The 17,616-nt window shown below is 56.8% G+C and carries 15 protein-coding genes and 2 tRNA genes; 2 read left to right on the plus strand and 15 right to left on the minus strand.

The window, feature by feature from the left end; all coding sequences use genetic code 11:
- Position 1: 1 nt before the first annotated feature.
- The 10 genes from nusA to rlmE all read right to left on the minus strand — a co-directional run bounded on the left by nusA (position 2) and on the right by rlmE (position 8,655).
- A complete protein-coding gene (gene nusA, locus OQ287_RS12705; RefSeq protein ID WP_250938709.1) occupies positions 2-1,495 on the minus strand; it encodes a transcription termination factor NusA in 1,494 nt (497 codons plus the stop codon).
- A 27-nt stretch (positions 1,496-1,522) separates the two neighbouring features.
- A complete protein-coding gene (gene rimP / locus OQ287_RS12710) occupies positions 1,523-1,984 on the minus strand; it encodes a ribosome maturation factor RimP (protein WP_250938707.1) in 462 nt (153 codons plus the stop codon).
- 143 nt (positions 1,985-2,127) lie between these two features.
- A tRNA-Met gene (locus tag OQ287_RS12715) sits at positions 2,128-2,204 on the minus strand.
- A gap of 67 nt (positions 2,205-2,271) precedes the next feature.
- A tRNA-Leu gene (locus tag OQ287_RS12720) sits at positions 2,272-2,358 on the minus strand.
- A 34-nt stretch (positions 2,359-2,392) separates the two neighbouring features.
- A complete protein-coding gene (gene secG / locus OQ287_RS12725; RefSeq protein WP_250938705.1) occupies positions 2,393-2,878 on the minus strand; it encodes a preprotein translocase subunit SecG in 486 nt (161 codons plus the stop codon).
- 4 nt (positions 2,879-2,882) lie between these two features.
- Positions 2,883-3,635, minus strand: a complete 753-nt coding sequence (tpiA, locus tag OQ287_RS12730; protein ID WP_250938704.1) for a triose-phosphate isomerase — start codon at positions 3,633-3,635, stop codon at positions 2,883-2,885.
- Positions 3,636-3,699: 64 nt separating this feature from the next.
- The gene (glmM, locus tag OQ287_RS12735) at positions 3,700-5,049 is read right to left on the minus strand and encodes a phosphoglucosamine mutase (protein WP_250938703.1); all 1,350 of its coding nucleotides are present in this window, start codon (positions 5,047-5,049) and stop codon (positions 3,700-3,702) included.
- Positions 5,049-5,897 (minus strand): dihydropteroate synthase, encoded by an 849-nt coding sequence (gene folP, locus OQ287_RS12740; RefSeq protein WP_265896687.1) that lies wholly within the window; start codon positions 5,895-5,897, stop codon positions 5,049-5,051. Before folP ends, glmM begins: the two co-directional genes overlap by 1 nt.
- 74 nt (positions 5,898-5,971) lie before the next feature.
- Complete coding sequence (gene ftsH, locus OQ287_RS12745; RefSeq protein ID WP_250938701.1) at positions 5,972-7,945, minus strand: ATP-dependent zinc metalloprotease FtsH; 1,974 nt, start codon at positions 7,943-7,945, stop codon at positions 5,972-5,974.
- A 68-nt stretch (positions 7,946-8,013) separates the two neighbouring features.
- Positions 8,014-8,655 carry a 23S rRNA (uridine(2552)-2'-O)-methyltransferase RlmE gene (gene rlmE / locus OQ287_RS12750; protein ID WP_265896688.1) on the minus strand — a complete coding sequence of 214 codons (642 nt, stop codon included), beginning with the start codon at positions 8,653-8,655 and terminating at the stop codon, positions 8,014-8,016.
- Between the two features lie 127 nt (positions 8,656-8,782).
- Between rlmE and yhbY the strand changes: the two genes are divergently transcribed.
- A complete protein-coding gene (yhbY, locus tag OQ287_RS12755; RefSeq protein ID WP_250938699.1) occupies positions 8,783-9,103 on the plus strand; it encodes a ribosome assembly RNA-binding protein YhbY in 321 nt (106 codons plus the stop codon).
- Between the two features lie 48 nt (positions 9,104-9,151).
- Here the strand turns inward: yhbY and greA are convergent, their stop codons facing one another.
- The 4 genes from greA to dapB all read right to left on the minus strand — a co-directional run bounded on the left by greA (position 9,152) and on the right by dapB (position 15,089).
- The gene (greA, locus tag OQ287_RS12760; protein ID WP_250938698.1) at positions 9,152-9,628 is read right to left on the minus strand and encodes a transcription elongation factor GreA; all 477 of its coding nucleotides are present in this window, start codon (positions 9,626-9,628) and stop codon (positions 9,152-9,154) included.
- Positions 9,621-12,854: a carbamoyl-phosphate synthase large subunit gene (carB, locus tag OQ287_RS12765; protein ID WP_265896689.1), complete on the minus strand. Its 3,234-nt coding sequence runs from the start codon at positions 12,852-12,854 to the stop codon at positions 9,621-9,623. The genes greA and carB overlap by 8 nt, the downstream gene beginning before the upstream one ends.
- A 45-nt stretch (positions 12,855-12,899) precedes the next feature.
- The gene (carA, locus tag OQ287_RS12770) at positions 12,900-14,051 is read right to left on the minus strand and encodes a glutamine-hydrolyzing carbamoyl-phosphate synthase small subunit (RefSeq protein WP_265896690.1); all 1,152 of its coding nucleotides are present in this window, start codon (positions 14,049-14,051) and stop codon (positions 12,900-12,902) included.
- A 231-nt stretch (positions 14,052-14,282) separates the two neighbouring features.
- The gene (gene dapB / locus OQ287_RS12775; protein ID WP_265896691.1) at positions 14,283-15,089 is read right to left on the minus strand and encodes a 4-hydroxy-tetrahydrodipicolinate reductase; all 807 of its coding nucleotides are present in this window, start codon (positions 15,087-15,089) and stop codon (positions 14,283-14,285) included.
- Positions 15,090-15,163: 74 nt separating this feature from the next.
- On the opposite strand from dapB, the gene OQ287_RS12780 reads away from it, so the two are divergent.
- Positions 15,164-16,105 carry an esterase-like activity of phytase family protein gene (locus OQ287_RS12780; protein ID WP_265896692.1) on the plus strand — a complete coding sequence of 314 codons (942 nt, stop codon included), beginning with the start codon at positions 15,164-15,166 and terminating at the stop codon, positions 16,103-16,105.
- 46 nt (positions 16,106-16,151) lie between these two features.
- Here OQ287_RS12780 and nuoN read toward each other — a convergent pair whose 3' ends face one another.
- Positions 16,152-17,609 (minus strand): NADH-quinone oxidoreductase subunit NuoN, encoded by a 1,458-nt coding sequence (nuoN, locus tag OQ287_RS12785; protein ID WP_265896693.1) that lies wholly within the window; start codon positions 17,607-17,609, stop codon positions 16,152-16,154.
- Positions 17,610-17,616 lie beyond the last annotated feature (7 nt).

The following is a 17,616-nucleotide window of genomic DNA, read 5'->3' on the forward strand; positions in this document are numbered from 1 at the left end:
ATTACTCTTCACCTGCGAACCAGGGCGCGCGGGCCGTCATGATCAGTGCTGCTGCGCGCTCTTCGTCAATGCCTTCGATGTCCTTCAGATCATCAATGGCCTGCTCCGCCAAGTCTTCCATCGTGACGATGCCCTTGCTGGCCAGTAAATACGCCAGCGGACGTTCCATGCCTTCCATGTTCAGAAGGTCTTCAGCCGGCTCGGCGCCATCCAGTGCTTCTTCGGAGGCTATCGCCAGATTCAGCAATTCATCCTTGGCGCGAGCACGCAGTTCCTCTACCAGTTCCTGATCGAACTCCTCGATCTCGAGCATTTCCTCGAGTGGGACATAGGCCACTTCTTCAAGTGAAGTGAACCCTTCATCGACCAGAATTCGAGCCATATCCTCATCAAGATTGAGGTGGGATATGAAATATTCAACGTAACTGTCGACTTCCTGGTCACGTTTGCCCTGTGCATCCTCTTCGGTCATCACATTAAGTGACCAGCCGGTAAGTTCGGATGCCAGGCGGACGTTCTGACCGCTGCGCCCGATGGCCTGCGCCAGATTGTCTTCACTGACGGCAACATCCATGGAATGGCTGTCTTCATCAACGATAATGGATGCCACATCGGCAGGAGCCATGGCATTGATAACGAGCTGCGCGGGATTGTCATCCCAGAGAACGATATCAACACGCTCGTTGCGCAGCTCGTTGGATACGGCCTGCACACGTGAGCCACGCATGCCGACGCACGCGCCTACCGGATCAATGCGGCGGTCATTGGTCTTGACCGCAATCTTGGCACGAGAGCCCGGGTCACGCGCTGCACCCTTGATCTCGATCAATTGTTCGGCAATTTCCGGCACTTCGATCTTGAACAGTTCCGTCAGGAATTCGGGGCGGGTACGCGACAGAATAAGCTGCGCACCACGTGCCTCGGCATCCACGCGCCACAGAAGCGAGCGAACACGCTCGTTCATGCGATAGCGCTCACCGGGAATCATCTCATTACGCGGCAGGAAGGCTTCAGCATTCTCGCCAAGATCAATAACAAGACCATCCCGCGTGGTTTTCTTGACAGTGCCGCTGACAAGCTCGCCATCACGCTCGGCATACTGACGTACAATTTCTGCACGCTCGGCTTCACGCACCTTCTGCACGATGACCTGCTTGGCCGTCTGGGCAGCGATACGACCGAAGGCAACAGACTCGATCTGCTCCTCGACATATTCATCCATGTCCAGCGGCTCATCACGCTCCTGGCCGGCTGACCAGGGAATCTGTCGGGCCGAAGTGACATAATCCTCATCTGCTACCACGGTCCAGCGCCGGAACGAGTCATAATCTCCACTCTGGCGATCGATGCGAACACGAACGTCCACATCCTGACCCTCGAAGCGTTTACGGGTAGCACTGGCCAATGCGGCTTCCACAGCCTCAAAAATAACGCTGCGGGACACTCCCTTTTCATTGGAGATCGCATCAACGACCAGCAAAATCTCTTTGCTCATAAGTCTGCCTCGCCAGAAAAGCGGTTCTTAGTCATCGAACCGGGGCACTATCTGCGCCCGATCGATGGTTTCTACAGGAAAGCCGTATTCTTCATCGTCCAGCTGAAGGAGCACTTCATCTCCCTCCACGCCGGCCAGAAGGCCCTTGAACTTGCGCCGCCCCTCAAAGGGAGCAGTCAGACGCACATTAACAGTGTGGCCGACGTAGGCAGCAAACTGCTCGATCGTGAACAGGGGGCGATCCATGCCAGGTGAAGACACTTCAAGATTATATTGGCCGGATATGGGATCTTCGACATCGAGAAGTGCGCTGATCTGGCGACTGACGTCTGCACAGTGGTCAACGGTTATGCCATCAGCATGATCTATATAGATAACAAGACGAGAATGCTGGCCCTGCGCCAGGTAATCAATGCCCCACAGCTCGAACCCCATGGCGGTAATGGTCGGTTCAATGAGCGTCTTGAGCGTGGATTCTTTAGTCGCCAACGATAGTACTCCTAAGCAGCAGTTGCATTCAGGCACCTGGCCAGGAGATCGAAAAAGCGAGGTGGCCGATTGGCACTGGTGCTAACAAAAAGCCCCTTCGCAGGAAGGGGCTTTCGAAAAAAAACTTTCCACGCTTTAAAGCGTGGTAGCGGGGGCCGGATTTGAACCGACGACCTTCGGGTTATGAGCCCGACGAGCTACCAGACTGCTCCACCCCGCAACAGGACGCGACGAGTATAGGTGCTTTTGACTTTCAGGTCAAACCTGAACACCCTGTCGCTTTCAAATGGTGCCGAAGGCGGGACTTGAACCCGCACGACCATACGGTCACTACCCCCTCAAGATAGCGTGTCTACCAATTCCACCACTTCGGCACGGGGGCCAGGCGATACTTGCCCGGTTACTACCTTACTGCGTCGTTCCGCTTGCGCTATTACTCTCCGACGCTGGCGCAGCATTATCCTGACTTTGCCCTTCAACGTCAAGGGGTTCACCGGATTGATTTTCATCGGCACCGGCAGAAGGAGCAACAAGGCCATTATCGCCCGATTCGTCGGCGGCGTCACCGGCCTGAGATGCAGGTGCACCGTCATCCAGTGAAGGCACGGCAGATTTCTGCTGCTCAATGACATTGGCATCAGGAATACCGTCATCGCCCCCTTCACCATGATTGACCGTCCAGGCCAATCCCAGTGAAGTCGCAAAAAACAGGGCAGCCAGTATGCCGGTCAATTTCGCCAGGAAGCTGGTGCTTCCCTGGGAACCAAATACAGTCTGAGAGGCGCCCCCACCAAAGGCGGCACCCGCTTCTGCTCCCTTACCCTGCTGAATCAACACCAGCGCAATAAGCGCGATGGCCAGCAGTACATGTACCAACAAAATGGCAACTTGCATTAGTTCAACCTGCAGCGTGACAAATGGCTATAAAGTCTTCCGGTTTCAGGGAAGCTCCCCCGATCAGGCCGCCATCAATATCAGGCTGAGCAAGAAGCTCGTCTGCATTGGATGGTTTCATGCTCCCTCCGTAAAGGAGGCGCATGTCATCGGCCAGTGATTCTGAATACGTGCGAAGACGCGCCCTGATGGCCGCGTGCACCTGCTGCGCCTGTTCCGGTGTAGCCGTTCGGCCGGTGCCAATGGCCCATACAGGCTCATAGGCAATAACCAGCTTCTGACGCTCGGCCTCGGTCAATCCATCCAGCACAGCAGCAACCTGGCCCAGAACGATGTCATCGATACGACCGGCATCGCGCTCTTCGAGCGTTTCACCCACGCAAAGTACGGGCGTAATGCCGGCCTCGAGCGCCTGCCTTGTACGTGCAAGCACTGCCGCATCATCTTCACTGAAGAGAGTGCGCCGCTCGGAATGCCCGACCAGAACAAAATGCACACCAAACTCCTTCAGCATGCTCGCGGAAACTTCACCCGTGAACGCACCACTGTTTTCAGAGTAAAGTGTCTGAGCACCAATCTGGACCAATGTTCCTTCAAAGGCTTCATCTGCATTGGCCAGATACGGGAAGGGTGGAATGATGACAATCTCGATTGCCTTCGATAAGGATTCCGTACGCGCAAAGGCGTTGCCAAAGTCCTCGAGCAAGGCCAGAGACCCGTTCATCTTCCAGTTACCCGCAATCAGCGGAATACGCATGACTACCCCCTTGAAGGTGGTTGTGGATGGTAATAGAGCAAGTTCAGGAATACAACTTGTTAGCCTAGCCTTCCAGCGCTGCCTTCAGTGCGCTGGCTATACGTTCCGCCATGGAGTTCACATCAAAACGCGGGCGCCCTTCCACCATGACGCGAATCAATGGCTCGGTTCCTGAGGGTCGCAACAGCACTCGCCCTTCATCGCCAAGCTCGTGCTCGACTTCGGCCACGGCACTGGTAACTGCATCAGAGGTCATCAAGACCTCCTTGTCCACACCCGGTACAAGGCGAACATTGACCAGAGCCTGAGGTGTCATTTCAAGGTTCGAGAGCAGCTGCTCCAGCGTCTTGCCACGCTGCTGCATGACAGCCAGTACCTGAAGCGCAGATACCACACCATCACCGGTACTTTGTACATGCCCGCAGATCAGATGGCCGGAAGACTCACCACCCAGTAGCCAGTCGTTGGCCCTCATGCGCTCCAGCACATAGCGATCGCCTACTTTCGCACGCTCGAACGGAACACCCAGCTTTTCGAAGGCAGCTGCCAGACCGAAGTTGGACATCAATGTACCCACAACACCGCCGTTAAGCACCTTGCGGTCAAGACGGTCCTTCGCAATGATGTAAAGCAGCTGGTCCCCATCAACGACCTGACCACGACTATCGACCATGATAAGACGATCACCGTCACCATCGAAGGCGACACCCAGGTCAGCCCCGGTCTCAAGCACCTTGGCCTGCAGGGCGCGAGGATGGGTAGAACCCACATCCTTGTTGATATTCAGGCCGTCCGGAGAAGCACCGATGACCGTAACGTCAGCACCCAGTTCACGAAGGACATTCGGAGCAATGTGGTAGGTAGCGCCGTGCGCGCAATCCACTACGATACTCATGCCATGAAGACCGAACCGGCCAGGAACAGTTGATTTGCAGAATTCGATATAACGACCTGCCGCATCACCGACGCGAGTTACCTTGCCCAGTTGAGCAGGCCCCACCGTTTCAAGCGGTAATTCAAGCGCCGCCTCGATTTCGCTCTCAACATCGTCCGGCAGCTTGGTTCCCTCGCTCGAGAAGAACTTGATGCCGTTGTCCTGGAAAGGGTTATGAGACGCACTGATAACTACGCCGGCGGCTGCATGGAAGGTACGCGTCAGGTAGGCGATACCAGGCGTAGGCATCGGCCCCAGCAGAAGCACATCAACTCCCGCCGCCGAAAAACCAGCCTCAAGGGCAGACTCGAACATGTATCCCGAAATCCGGGTATCCTTGCCTATGATTACTCTGGAACGTCCCTGCTTGGCAAAAACCCGTCCAGCGGCCCACCCCAGCTTCAATACGAAATCGGCTGTAATCGGTGATTCGCCAACTGTGCCGCGAATGCCATCGGTTCCAAAATATTGTCTAGCCATTAAGCGCCTTCCTTAAGCACGGCCCGAGCCATATTGACGGCGTCAACGGTCGGAGCCACGTCATGTGTTCGTATAATTCCGGCACCCTTCATCACGGCAATACTGGCCAGAGCCAGCCCGCCGGGGAGCCGATCAGTCACTTCCCGCCCAAGTGCCTTGCCAATCATGCTCTTGCGAGAAACCCCAACCAGCAAGGGCAGGGAAAAGTCAGCCAGATAGTCTAATCGATTCATCAGCCGAAGATTATGCTCAATCGTCTTGGCAAAGCCAAACCCGGGATCGAGTATAATACGTTCCCGCGAAATACCCGCCTGCTCACAGGTAGCAATGCGACCTTCAAGAAACCGGGCAACCTCTTCTTCGATAGGCACATCGTAGTCGACATGCTGTTGCATGGTAGAAGGCTCGCCACGCATGTGCATCAGACACACCGGCAATCCGGTGGCAGCAGCGGCCTCAAGTGCTCCCGGACGAGAAAGCGATCGCACATCATTGATCAACGATGCGCCACAGGCCGCGCCCTCCGCTATCACTTCAGGCGTACTGGTATCAAGTGACACCAGGCAATCAAACTCGGCTACCAGCCGCTCTACCACGGGAAGAACGCGGTCCATCTCCTCCTGCGTACTGACAACCGCTGCACCAGGACGGGTTGACTCTCCACCAAGGTCGATAATACCGGCACCTTCGGCCAGCATGGCGTCAGCCTGACGCAATGCCCGCTCTACCGTCGTGAACCTTCCACCATCTGAAAAGGAATCAGGCGTGACATTCAGCACCCCCATGATGACCGGCGAAGACATATCAAGGCAGTGGCGACCACACGCCAGAGAAGAAGATGAGCTCATCAATGGTTCCACAGAACAGGAGAATTGAAGGGTAAACGACAAGCAAAAAGGCCGCTCGAGAGCGGCCTTTCGGACTAGTGGCCTGCAGGGCCACCCAGCGGATCCGAGGGACGACGACGAACATCATCGTCATCCTGATCCGGGCTTGCGTCAGGATCACTGTCCGGCAAGCCTCCCGTACTGGAAGGCGTACCACCAGCGGGACCATGATCATTCCAGTCCTTGGGTGGCTGAGGATAGCGCCCCTCCATGATGTCCTTGATCTGCGCAGTATCAATTGTTTCATACTGCACCAGCGCATCAGACATCATATCAAGCTTGTCACGATTGTCTTCCAGCAACTGCTTGGCATGCTTGTAGCAGTCGTCGATGATACGACGTACTTCCTTGTCCAGCCGAGAAGCCGTCTCGGCAGAACTGAAACGACCGCCGGCACCGCCGCCTGGCCCACCCAGGAACTGGTGAGATTCGTCTTCGTCATACATCAGCGGGCCCATTTCGTCCGACAGACCCCACTTGGCAACCATGTTATGAGCCAGCTCGGTTGCACGCTTGATGTCGTTGGACGCACCGGTGGTCACACCGTTGGGCCCAAGCGTCATTTCCTCGGCGATACGACCACCAAAGAGGGAGCAGAGCTGACTGATGATCTGCTGACGCGTGAGACTGTACCGATCCTCACTGGGCAGGAACATGGTGACACCCAGAGCGCGCCCGCGAGGAATAATGGTGACCTTGTAAACAGGGTCATGCTCCGGCATCAGAAGTCCGATGATCGCGTGACCCGCTTCATGGTAGGCCGTATTACGCTTTTCCTTCTCGGACATCACCATGGAACGACGTTCGGCGCCCATCATGATCTTGTCCTTGGCAGACTCAAGCTCTTCCATCGATACCAAACGGCGGTCGCGGCGAGCAGCAAAGAGGGCCGCTTCGTTCACCACGTTGGCGAGATCGGCACCGGAAAACCCTGGCGTCCCTCGCGCGATCAACTCGGGCCTGACATCATCACCCAGCGGCACCTTGCGCAAATGCACATTGAGGATATGCTCACGCCCGCGAATATCCGGAAGCCCTACCGTAACCTGACGATCAAAACGGCCGGGGCGCAACAGTGCAGGGTCCAGTACGTCAGGACGGTTGGTCGCGGCAATCACGATCACACCGTCATTGGGATCAAAACCATCCATCTCGACCAGCAACTGGTTGAGTGTCTGCTCACGCTCATCATGACCACCCCCCATACCGGAGCCACGTGAGCGGCCTACCGCATCGATCTCATCGATGAAAATAATGCATGGAGATTGCTTCTTGGCCTGTTCGAACATGTCCCGCACGCGTGATGCACCAACACCCACGAACATCTCGACGAAATCCGACCCTGAAATGGTAAAGAAAGGTACCTTGGCCTCACCTGCAATGGCCTTGGCCAGCAGTGTCTTGCCCGTTCCCGGAGGACCGGCCATCAGTACACCACGGGGGATCTGACCACCGAGACGCTGAAACTTGGAAGGATCCTTCAGGTAATCGACCAGCTCTTCCACTTCTTCCTTGGCTTCATCGCAGCCAGCGACGTCCTTGAAGGTGGTCTTGATCTGATCCTGAGACAGTAGCTTGGCCTTGGACTTGCCGAAACTCATCGGCCCGCCCTTTCCGGCACCACCACCCTGCATCTGCCGCATGAAAAACAGGAAGATGGCCAGAATGATAAGAATCGGGAAGCTTGCGATCAGCAGCCGCGACCAGATGCTCTGCTCTTCGGGTTTCTTGCCCTGAATGACAACATTATGGCTCAACAGGTCATCGATGAGTTTGGGGTCCTGCACTGCAGGCCGTATGGTCTGGAAGGAAGAACCGTCCTCACGCTCACCACGGATGGTAAATCCATCAATGGTAACCTGCCGGACCTGGTCTTTCTGGACCTGCTCGACGAACTGGGAATAGTTCATCGATTGCGGCGCATTATCGACGCTGAAATTGTTGAACACCGTCAGCAGCACTGCCGCGATGATCAACCATAAAATCAAATTCTTAGCCATATCGTTCAAGGGATCACCCTCATTACGTCATTCCAACGGCTCGATCAACTCAAGCACCCGTCCCTTCAAGGTGAGGGCTAAGGAGTATCGTTGCAAGCCTGGGTACGAAATTCTCTTCCGAGCAGATAAACCTCTCGGGAGCGCGCTCGTGACGCCTTGGGCTTGCGCGTCACCACCTTGGTAAAATGCTTTCTCATTTCCTGCAGATACTGATCAAACCCTTCGCCCTGAAACACCTTGACGAGAAAGTGTCCGCCGGGAGACAGCACCTGCGTCGCCATGTCCAGCGCCAGCTCGACGAGGTACATGGCCTGAGGCTGATCGACGGCCGCCTGGCCACTCATGTTTGGCGCCATGTCGGACAGGACAAGATCCACAGGCCGACGCCCTATCTCTGCCATGATAGCATCGAAGACGTCACTCTCCGTGAAATCTCCCTTAATGAAGGTTACATCGGCCAGACCGTCCATCTCTAGAATATCGGTGGCAATAACCGTTCCCGACGAACCAACACGCTCGGCGGCGATCTGACTCCAGCTGCCAGGTGCAGCCCCTAGATCCACGACGGTCATCCCCGGCGCCAGCAGCCTGTCCTTTTCATCTACTTCCAACAACTTGTAGCTGGCACGACTACGGTAACCGTCCTGCTGGGAGCGCTGCACATAGGCATCATCAAAATGCTCCTTGAGCCAGCCGGCACTTGACTTGGATCGTTTCACGATTTTTCCTGCATGGGGGTCCTGATGATCACGCCGAACAGGATCATTGGCTAGAGTCCGGGTGACTAGCGTAGAATAGACGCAAAATGCCTATCAACTGACGTTAAATGCGAGTAAAGAAGATATCATGAGCCTGACAGCGGCACAAAAGAAAAGCTTTCGCAGCATCGGCCATCACCTGAACCCGGTCGTTCTGGTCTCCGAGAACGGAGTCAGCGAAGGTGTCCAGGCCGAACTGGATCGCGCCCTTTCCGACCACGAACTGATCAAGATCAAGGTGGCCGTCAATGACCGCGATGCACGTCGCGAGATCCTCGAAAGCCTGAGTAAAACAGCAAAGGCCGAACTGGTGCAAACTATCGGCAAGATGGCATTGCTCTATCGCCGCAATCCCGATGCCAAGCCAAAGCTTTCAAATGTGGTACGCACCAGCGACAAGCGCCGGTAGCAAAAAAGCCCCGTTTACCGGGGCTTTTTTACAGCACGCACTTGCCGATCAGAGATGCTCGACTTCGCTTATCTCATACTCGACGTCACCACCTGGCGTCCGAACATTGACCACATCCCCTTCTTCCTTGCCGATCAACGCACGCGCGATCGGTGAAGTAACGGAAATGCGGCCCTTTTTGATGTCCGCCTCGTCTTCACCCACGATCTGATAACGAACCTCTTCATCAGTATCGAGATTCATCAACCCCACGGTCACACCAAAGATCACCTTGCCGGTGTTGGTAACCTTTTTGACATCAATGACCTGACTCGCCGACAGCTTGGATTCAATCTCCTGAATCCGACCCTCGATAAATCCCTGCTGCTCGCGTGCAGCATGATATTCGGCATTTTCCTTCAGATCGCCGTGCTCACGTGCTTCGGCAATCGCAGCAATTACCGTGGGTCGCTCGACGGACTTCAAATGGTCCAGCTCTTCCCGGAGGGCGCGCTCGCCCTCCACCGTCATGGGAAACCTAGTCATAAACTACTCCTGCATGCAGCTCCTGGAGCCGCCGCACATTAATATCATTGCCGTATTCAAGTGCCATGCAAACAGCGCGCGCCCCGGCCAGCGTAGTGGCATAGGGCACCTTGCGCGCCAGCGCCGTGCGACGAATAACGGAAGAATCGTTGATAGCCTGGCGGCCTTCTGTCGTATTGACGATATAGGCCACTTCATCGTTTTTCAGCATATCGACGATATGCGGCCGGCCTTCAAACACCTTGTTGACAACACCAACCTCGATGCCGGCATCAGACAACGCGCGAGCCGTACCACGCGTTGCTATCAAGCGGAAGCCTAATGTTAGCAAAGAGCGGGCCACATCGATAACACCTTCCTTGTCAGGCTCACGTACGGACAGGAACGCAGTACGGTCGCCTGTCAGCGGCGGCATGGCCTCACCAGCCCCCAACTGCGCCTTGAAGAAGGCCTCGGCGAAAGTTTCACCGCTACCCATGACCTCACCGGTGGACTTCATTTCCGGCGTCAGAATAGGGTCAACTCCTGGAAACTTGTTGAACGGGAAGACCGCTTCCTTGACGCTGTAGAACGTCGGAATACGCTCCCGCGTAAAGTTCTGGGAAGCCAGCGTCTGACCGGCCATGCACCGTGAAGCCACCTGCGCCAGAGAGCGTCCGATGCACTTGGATACGAACGGCACGGTGCGTGACGCGCGCGGGTTGACCTCGATCACGTAGATTTCGCCATCCTGCCAGGCAAGCTGCACGTTCATCAGGCCGATGACATTAAGCTCAAGCGCCATGCGCTTGACCTGGTCACGCATGGCATCCTGAACCTCCGCCGGCAGTGAGTAGGGCGGCAGTGAACAGGCCGAATCACCGGAGTGGACACCTGCCTGCTCGATATGCTGCATGATCCCGCCGATAACAACCTGCTGACCATCGCTGACAGCATCGATATCCACCTCAACAGCCGCATTGAGGAAGTGATCCAGCAGCACCGGGCTATCGTTGGATACCTTGACGGCATTGGTCATGTAGCGCTCAAGCTCTTCAGCCGAGTAAACGATTTCCATCGCTCGCCCACCCAGCACATAGCTTGGGCGCACCACCAGTGGATAGCCGATCGCTTCGGCCTTGGCAAAGGCTTCATCAAAGCTGCGCGCCGTGGCATTTTCCGGCTGCAGAAGACCAAGCTTCTCGATCATGTGCTGGAAGCGTTCACGGTCTTCGGCACGGTCGATGGCATCCGGCGTGGTACCAATAATGGGCACCCCGGCCGCCTCGAGGTCACGCGCAAGCTTGAGTGGCGTCTGGCCACCGAACTGCACGATGACACCTACCGGCTTTTCCTTGACGACGATTTCAAGCACGTCCTCGAGGGTGACCGGTTCGAAATACAGACGATCACTGGTGTCGTAATCCGTGGAGACAGTCTCCGGATTACAATTGACCATGATCGTTTCATAACCGTCTTCGCGCATCGCGAGCGCAGCATGCACGCAGCAATAGTCGAACTCGATTCCCTGACCGATACGGTTTGGCCCGCCACCGAGCACCATGATCTTGTCGCGATTGCTCGGGTTGGACTCACACTCGTCTTCATAGGTGGAGTACATGTAAGCAGTGGAAGTGGCGAATTCCGCCGCACAGGTATCAACCCGCTTGTAGGTCGGATGCAGGCCGAGCCGATGACGGAAATCGCGGAACTCCTTCTCGGACACCCCCATCAGTGAGGCGACACGCGAATCACTGAACCCCTTGCGCTTCCAGCCGAACACGTCCTGGCGGGACAGCTCACTGATCCCCTTTCCGGCAATCTCGGACTCAAGTGCCACCAGCTCCTGGATCTGAACAAGGAACCAGCGATCAATGTTGGTATATTCAAATACCTGCTCGAGGCTCAGGCCGGCACGGAAGGCATCCGCCACATAGAAAATCCGGTCGGCGCCCGGACGCTGGAGCTCGCCCTGCAGCTGTGTCATGGCACTTTCGTCATGACGCGTCAGTTTGGGGTCAAGCCCGTCCACATCAATTTCCAGCCCACGCAGGGCCTTCTGCAGGGATTCCTGGAAGGTACGGCCGATGGCCATGACCTCACCCACGGATTTCATCTGCGTCGTCAGACGATCATTGGCCTGAGGAAACTTTTCGAATGTAAAACGGGGGATCTTGGTAACAACGTAATCGATGGAGGGTTCAAAAGAGGCCGGTGTCGCCCCGCCGGTAATATCGTTTTGAAGCTCGTCCAGGGTATAGCCGACCGCCAGCTTGGCTGCGATCTTGGCAATCGGAAATCCGGTAGCCTTGGAGGCCAGCGCCGATGAACGCGATACCCGCGGATTCATCTCGATGATGACCATGCGGCCGGTGTCAGGATGAATACCGAACTGAACGTTGGACCCACCGGTTTCAACACCGATTTCGCGCAACACTGCCAGTGATGCATTACGCATCAACTGATATTCCTTGTCCGTCAGCGTCTGGGCCGGAGCCACGGTAATGGAATCCCCTGTATGCACGCCCATCGGATCAAGGTTCTCGATGGCACATACAATGATGCAGTTGTCGCTCTTGTCGCGAACAACTTCCATCTCGTATTCCTTCCAGCCCAGCAGCGATTCGTCGATCAGGAGCTCACGTATCGGAGAAAGCTCGAACCCGCGATTGCAGATTTCCTCGAACTCTTCCTTGTTGTAGGCCACCCCGCCCCCGGAACCACCCATGGTGTAGGACGGGCGAATGATGCAGGGAAAACCCAGTTCGCCCTGAATTTCCCAGGCTTCTGTCATGGAATGAGCGATCTTGGCCTTCGGACATTCCAGATTGATGTTTTTCATGGCCTTGTCGAAAAGGTCGCGATCCTCAGCCTTCTCGATTGCCTTGGCATTGGCTCCGATCAGCTCGACACCGTACTTCTCAAGTACACCGGCACGATCAAGCTCCAGCGCGCAGTTAAGCGCCGTCTGGCCACCCATCGTCGGCAGCACGACGTCAGGGCGTTCCTTTTCAATAATGCGCGTGACCGCTTCCAGTGTGATCGGCTCGATGTAGGTCGCATCTGCCATGACGGGATCCGTCATGATCGTGGCCGGATTCGAGTTGACCAGAATGACGCGATATCCTTCCTCACGCAGCGCCTTGCAGGCCTGGGCGCCGGAGTAATCGAACTCACAGGCCTGGCCAATCACAATGGGGCCTGCGCCGATGATCAGAATGCTATTAATGTCTGTACGTTTAGGCATGACAGTGTCCGCGAAAAACCGTGAATAGTAAGGCGAAGGGCGTAATCAGTCCGCTGACCGGCGTTCGATCATGCGCGTCACAAAGCGGTCAAACAGGGGCGCCACATCATGCGGCCCGGGGCTGGCTTCCGGATGCCCCTGAAAGCTGAACGCCGGACAGTCGGTCAGCTCGATGCCCTGCAGCGTCTGATCGAACAGTGACCGATGGGTGGCACGCACATTGTCCGGCAGGCTGTCTTCATCTACTGCAAAGCCATGATTCTGGCTGGTGATCATGACGACACCGCTGTCCAGATCCTGCACCGGGTGGTTGGCACCGTGATGGCCGTGACTCATCTTGATGGTGCGCGCACCACTGGCGAGTGCCAGCAACTGGTGCCCCAGACAGATACCGAACACGGGTATGCGGGCAGCAAGAATGTCGGCGATGGCCTTGATCGCATAATCACAGGGCTCCGGGTCACCAGGCCCATTGGACAGGAATACGCCGTCCGGATTCATGGCAAGCACTTCAGCGGCAGGCGTCTGCGCCGGCACGACCGTAATCCGGCAGCCTCGGCTTGTCAGCATGCGGAAGATATTGAACTTGGTTCCATAATCGTAGGCCACCACGTGCATGGGACGTTCCAGCCCGGCTGCATCGAGATACCCCTGCCCGAGCGCCCACTCCCCCTGATGCCATTCAAAAGCTTCGGTAATACTGGCCTCCCTGGCCAGATCCATCCCCTTGAGCCCCGGGAATGCCCGGGCAGCTTCCAGCGCACGCTCAACGGCGTCGTCACCTTCTGCCTCACTGCCCGCCAGAATGGCTCCGTTTTGCGAGCCCTTGTCCCTGAGGATACGGGTAAGCTTGCGGGTATCGATGTCGGCAATGCCCTGAATATTCTGGGCACGCAGATAATCATCCAGGCTGCTGACACTTCTGAAGTTACTGGCCAGACGCGGAAGGTCACGAATCACCAGACCGGCAGCACACACGCGGTCTGACTCGACATCTTCATCATTGATACCGGTATTGCCGATATGGGGGTAGGTCAGGGTAACGATCTGTCGGGAGTAGGAGGGGTCGGTCAGTATTTCCTGGTAACCGGTCATCGCCGTATTGAAAACGACTTCACCACTGGTCTGTCCTTCGGCGCCAATGGATATGCCGTGAAATACAGTGCCATCTTCTAATGCCAGTATCGCGGGTTTCAACGCAACATCCTCCCAGGGCTTGATCAGTTGCCCGGGCCCCTCTCAAAGCCAGCGTTCGGCCGTTGCTGGCGATGATGGTGGCGCCGGGCCTGCAGGTCGCAAAAAAGCGGGACGAAATCCAGTAAAGGTTTCATCCCGCTTCTTTTGATTATCACTCGGCTAAACGGGCTTGACCGCAGCCAAATTGGATCGATGATACCGTTTTTATGGCACCAACGCTACCCGACCTTTTCACTTCAGGCCCAGGACATCCTGCATGTCGTAGCGGTCGGCCGGCTGATCAGCCACCCAGCAGGCAGCACGAACCGCACCCTTGCCGAAGGTCATGCGGCTGGATGCCTTGTGGGTCAGCTCGATACGCTCTCCCTCGGTGGCAAACAGCACCGTGTGCTCCCCGACAATATCGCCGGCACGCACGGTTGCAAACCCGATCTCATCGTCTCGACGCGGGCCACACTGCCCCTCCCGCGAGAAAACTCCATGTTCCTTAAGCGTTCGCCCCAGCGGCGCAGCTACCGCCTGCCCCAGCATCAATGCGGTGCCGGACGGGGCATCAACCTTCTGCCGATGATGGGCTTCGATGATTTCGATATCGTACCCGGCCTCGCCCAGCGCCCTTGCAGCGGTTTCAAGCAGATTGACCAACAGATTGACACCCGTGCTCATGTTGGCCGCAAATACCATGGGAACGCGCTCTTTGTAGCCGTCCAATACCGCCAGCTCATCCTCGCTGAAGCCGGTCGTGCCGATCACGATGGCCTTTCCGTGGTCGGCACAAAAGGCCAGATTATCAAGCGTTAACGCAGGGGTCGTAAAATCGATCAGTACATCGATGTCATCTGCCGCCTGACGCACATCACCGAGAGTCGCCACACCGAGCCGACCAAGGCCGGCCAGCTCGCCGATATCCACACCGATCATTGAACTGTCAGGACGGACAATGGCTGCCGCCAGCTCAGCCTGCTCCTCCTGAGCAACCGCCTGTATCAGCACGCGCCCCATGCGTCCGGCAGCACCCATTATGGCTATACGTGTCATATGCGCTCCCCTTGTCGGTGGTGTATGTTGAAAAGTCGGCACTATACCTTATTCTCATGATCAGGCGGATGCCCATGCCCCCCTACCTGCTTCGCGCAAGTCTTGCCGGCAGTCTGCTGCTGAGTGGCTGTACCCTGGCCGGCCCCGTCAGCATGGGAAACGGCAATGCTGACCCCTCGCCCTCGGTTCACTGGTGCGGGGCACTGAACCTGTCAGACAGTGCCATCAGAGGCATTCGCGTTGGCGGCCTGTCGGACCTGGCCTACGACGACCATACCCATACCCTGTATCTGCTTTCCGATCGCGGCTACCTGTTTCAGGGGCGATTGTCATTTGATGAAAACAATCACCTGACCGGGCTCGATATCGACAGTGCCGTCCCCCTCACCGACACCGATGGCAAGCCCCTGACTACCGAGCAGGCTGATGCCGAAGGCATGGCGCTGGTGGCAAGACTTCATGGCGGCAGAGCCCTGCTGATTGGTCTGGAGCTCAATGATCGACTACAGCTGTTTTCACTTGAAGGACGCGCTCTTGGGCCACCGATACGCCCGGATGCCCTTGAGGGCACCCGCTACAATGGCGGACTGGAAGCGGTAACCTATCATCCCGATTTCGGTGTGATTTCCGGGTTGGAACGTCCACCGGCCGGCATGCCGGATCACACTACGCGACTGTTTGATCTTCAGGGACATCTCTGGCGCTATCAACTGGCCGATATCTCAGGCAGCAGTCTGACCGCTCTGGCGCCGCTGGGGCATGACCTGCTGGCGATCGAGCGCGCCTTCGCTCCTCCGCGGCCACTGGCCATCTCCCTGCGCCGGATTCATCTTGAACAGGATGGCAGCACGACCGTCTCCCCGCTGGCCACCCTGTACTCCAGCGATGGCTGGTTACTGGACAACTTTGAAGGACTGACCCGGATCGGTGAGAATCGCTATCTAATGACGAGTGATGATAACTTCAGTCGATGGCAGGCCAGCCTGCTGACCTGCATGGATATTTCATCGCCATGAAAGACGCCGCCCCTGTGGGCGGCGTCTTGATGATGGCAGACAGCCATCAGATCGGGAATTGAAGGCCTGCCATCTGTACCAGATCAATCAGCGGTTGTGGGTAAACGCCCATGATCAGCACCAGCACTGCCAGCACCAGCACCATCAGCCCCCCGACCTGCTGCGCCCAGTCATGAGGTGCATCACGCCCGGGCTGCTCGGCCGGTGACAGGTACAACGTCACCATGACGCGCAGGTAATAGTAAAGGCCCAGCGCACTGCCCAGCACCACGCCCCCGACAAGCCACCAGAGGCTTGACTCGACCCCCACACTGAACACATAAAACTTGCCGATAAACCCGGCCGTCATGGGTATGCCTGCCAGCGAAAGCATCATGACCGTCAGTACGGCTGTCAGGTAAGGGCGGCGCCAGAACAGGCCACGATAGTGGTACAACAGTCCGGCATCGGCACCTCGATACGGGCTTGAAACCAGGGTAATCACTCCGAAGGCCCCCAGTACCGTCGCGACATAGGTCACCAGATACACGGCCGTGGCTTCCAGAGCCAGCCCGTCACTGGCTACCAGCGCAGTCAGCAGATACCCCAGATGGGCAATCGAGGAATACCCGATGATCCGCTTGAGGTTGCTCTGCATGAGGGCAAGAAGGTTACCGACAACCATCGACAGCACTGCCAGTACGGCAATGATGGTATGCAGCCAGCCATCCGCCGTGGCCGGAGCCAGGCTGAACAACCGCATCAGCATTGCAAACACCGCCACCTTGCTGACAGTAGCCAGAAAGGCGGAGACCGGTGCCGGCGCTCCTTCGTATACATCCGGTGTCCACAGGTGAAACGGCGCAATGGACAGCTTGAAGCCCAGCCCGACCACCATCATGCCGACCCCTAGAATGACCCAGTTGCTGGCCAGGCCGCCCGCGCTCAACTGCTGCCCCAGACCAGTAAAGGACAGGGTGCCACTCTCGGCATACAACAGCGCCATACCGAACAGCAGGAAGGCACTGGCCATGGCTGACAGCACCATGTACTTGATGCCCGACTCCAGCGACGTGCGCTCCTTGAAAGCGTATCCTGCCAGGCCATACAACGGCACCGACATCAGCTCCAGCCCGATGAACAGCGACGTAAGATGCTGACTGGCCACCAATACCAGAGCACCGGCCACGGAGCATCCAAGCAGCATGTAAAACTCGTCACGCTGATCCGGCAGGGTTTCAAGATAGGCGTAGGCAAGCGTCGTACAGGCCAGAGCCGCCACCAGAATCAATCCCATGTAAAACAGGCTGTAATGATCGACCATCAACAGGGGCGTCACCTGAATCGGCGCCACCTGAGCCGCCGGAATCAGTGCCAGCAGGGCCGCATTGAGTCCGATGACCGTCAACGTGGCACTCATGAAGTGGTTTCGGCGCCAGGCCACGGCCAGCATGACGATGACGACCGTTGCGCAAACCAGCATCAGCGGCAAAAGCGCAATCAGATGTGAAGTTGTCAGATTCATGGCGGCC

Source organism: Larsenimonas rhizosphaerae (genome assembly GCF_026240105.1).
GTDB classification, from domain to species: Bacteria; Pseudomonadota; Gammaproteobacteria; order Pseudomonadales; family Halomonadaceae; genus Larsenimonas; species Larsenimonas rhizosphaerae.

Bases quoted from the DNA above. Each gene is read 5' to 3' on its own strand.
- nusA (WP_250938709.1), bottom strand. From the start codon at position 1,495: ATGAGCAAAGAGATTTTGCTGGTCGTTGATGCGATCTCCAATGAAAAG.
- secG (WP_250938705.1), bottom strand. From the start codon at position 2,878: ATGCAAGTTGCCATTTTGTTGGTACATGTACTGCTGGCCATCGCGCTT.
- tpiA (WP_250938704.1), bottom strand. From the start codon at position 3,635: ATGCGTATTCCGCTGATTGCGGGTAACTGGAAGATGAACGGGTCTCTG.
- glmM (WP_250938703.1), bottom strand. From the start codon at position 5,049: ATGGCTAGACAATATTTTGGAACCGATGGCATTCGCGGCACAGTTGGC.
- folP (WP_265896687.1), bottom strand. From the start codon at position 5,897: ATGAGCTCATCTTCTTCTCTGGCGTGTGGTCGCCACTGCCTTGATATG.
- yhbY (WP_250938699.1), top strand. From the start codon at position 8,783: ATGAGCCTGACAGCGGCACAAAAGAAAAGCTTTCGCAGCATCGGCCAT.
- greA (WP_250938698.1), bottom strand. From the start codon at position 9,628: ATGACTAGGTTTCCCATGACGGTGGAGGGCGAGCGCGCCCTCCGGGAA.
- carB (WP_265896689.1), bottom strand. From the start codon at position 12,854: ATGCCTAAACGTACAGACATTAATAGCATTCTGATCATCGGCGCAGGC.
- dapB (WP_265896691.1), bottom strand. From the start codon at position 15,089: ATGACACGTATAGCCATAATGGGTGCTGCCGGACGCATGGGGCGCGTG.
- OQ287_RS12780 (WP_265896692.1), top strand. From the start codon at position 15,164: ATGCCCCCCTACCTGCTTCGCGCAAGTCTTGCCGGCAGTCTGCTGCTG.
- nuoN (WP_265896693.1), bottom strand. From the start codon at position 17,609: ATGAATCTGACAACTTCACATCTGATTGCGCTTTTGCCGCTGATGCTG.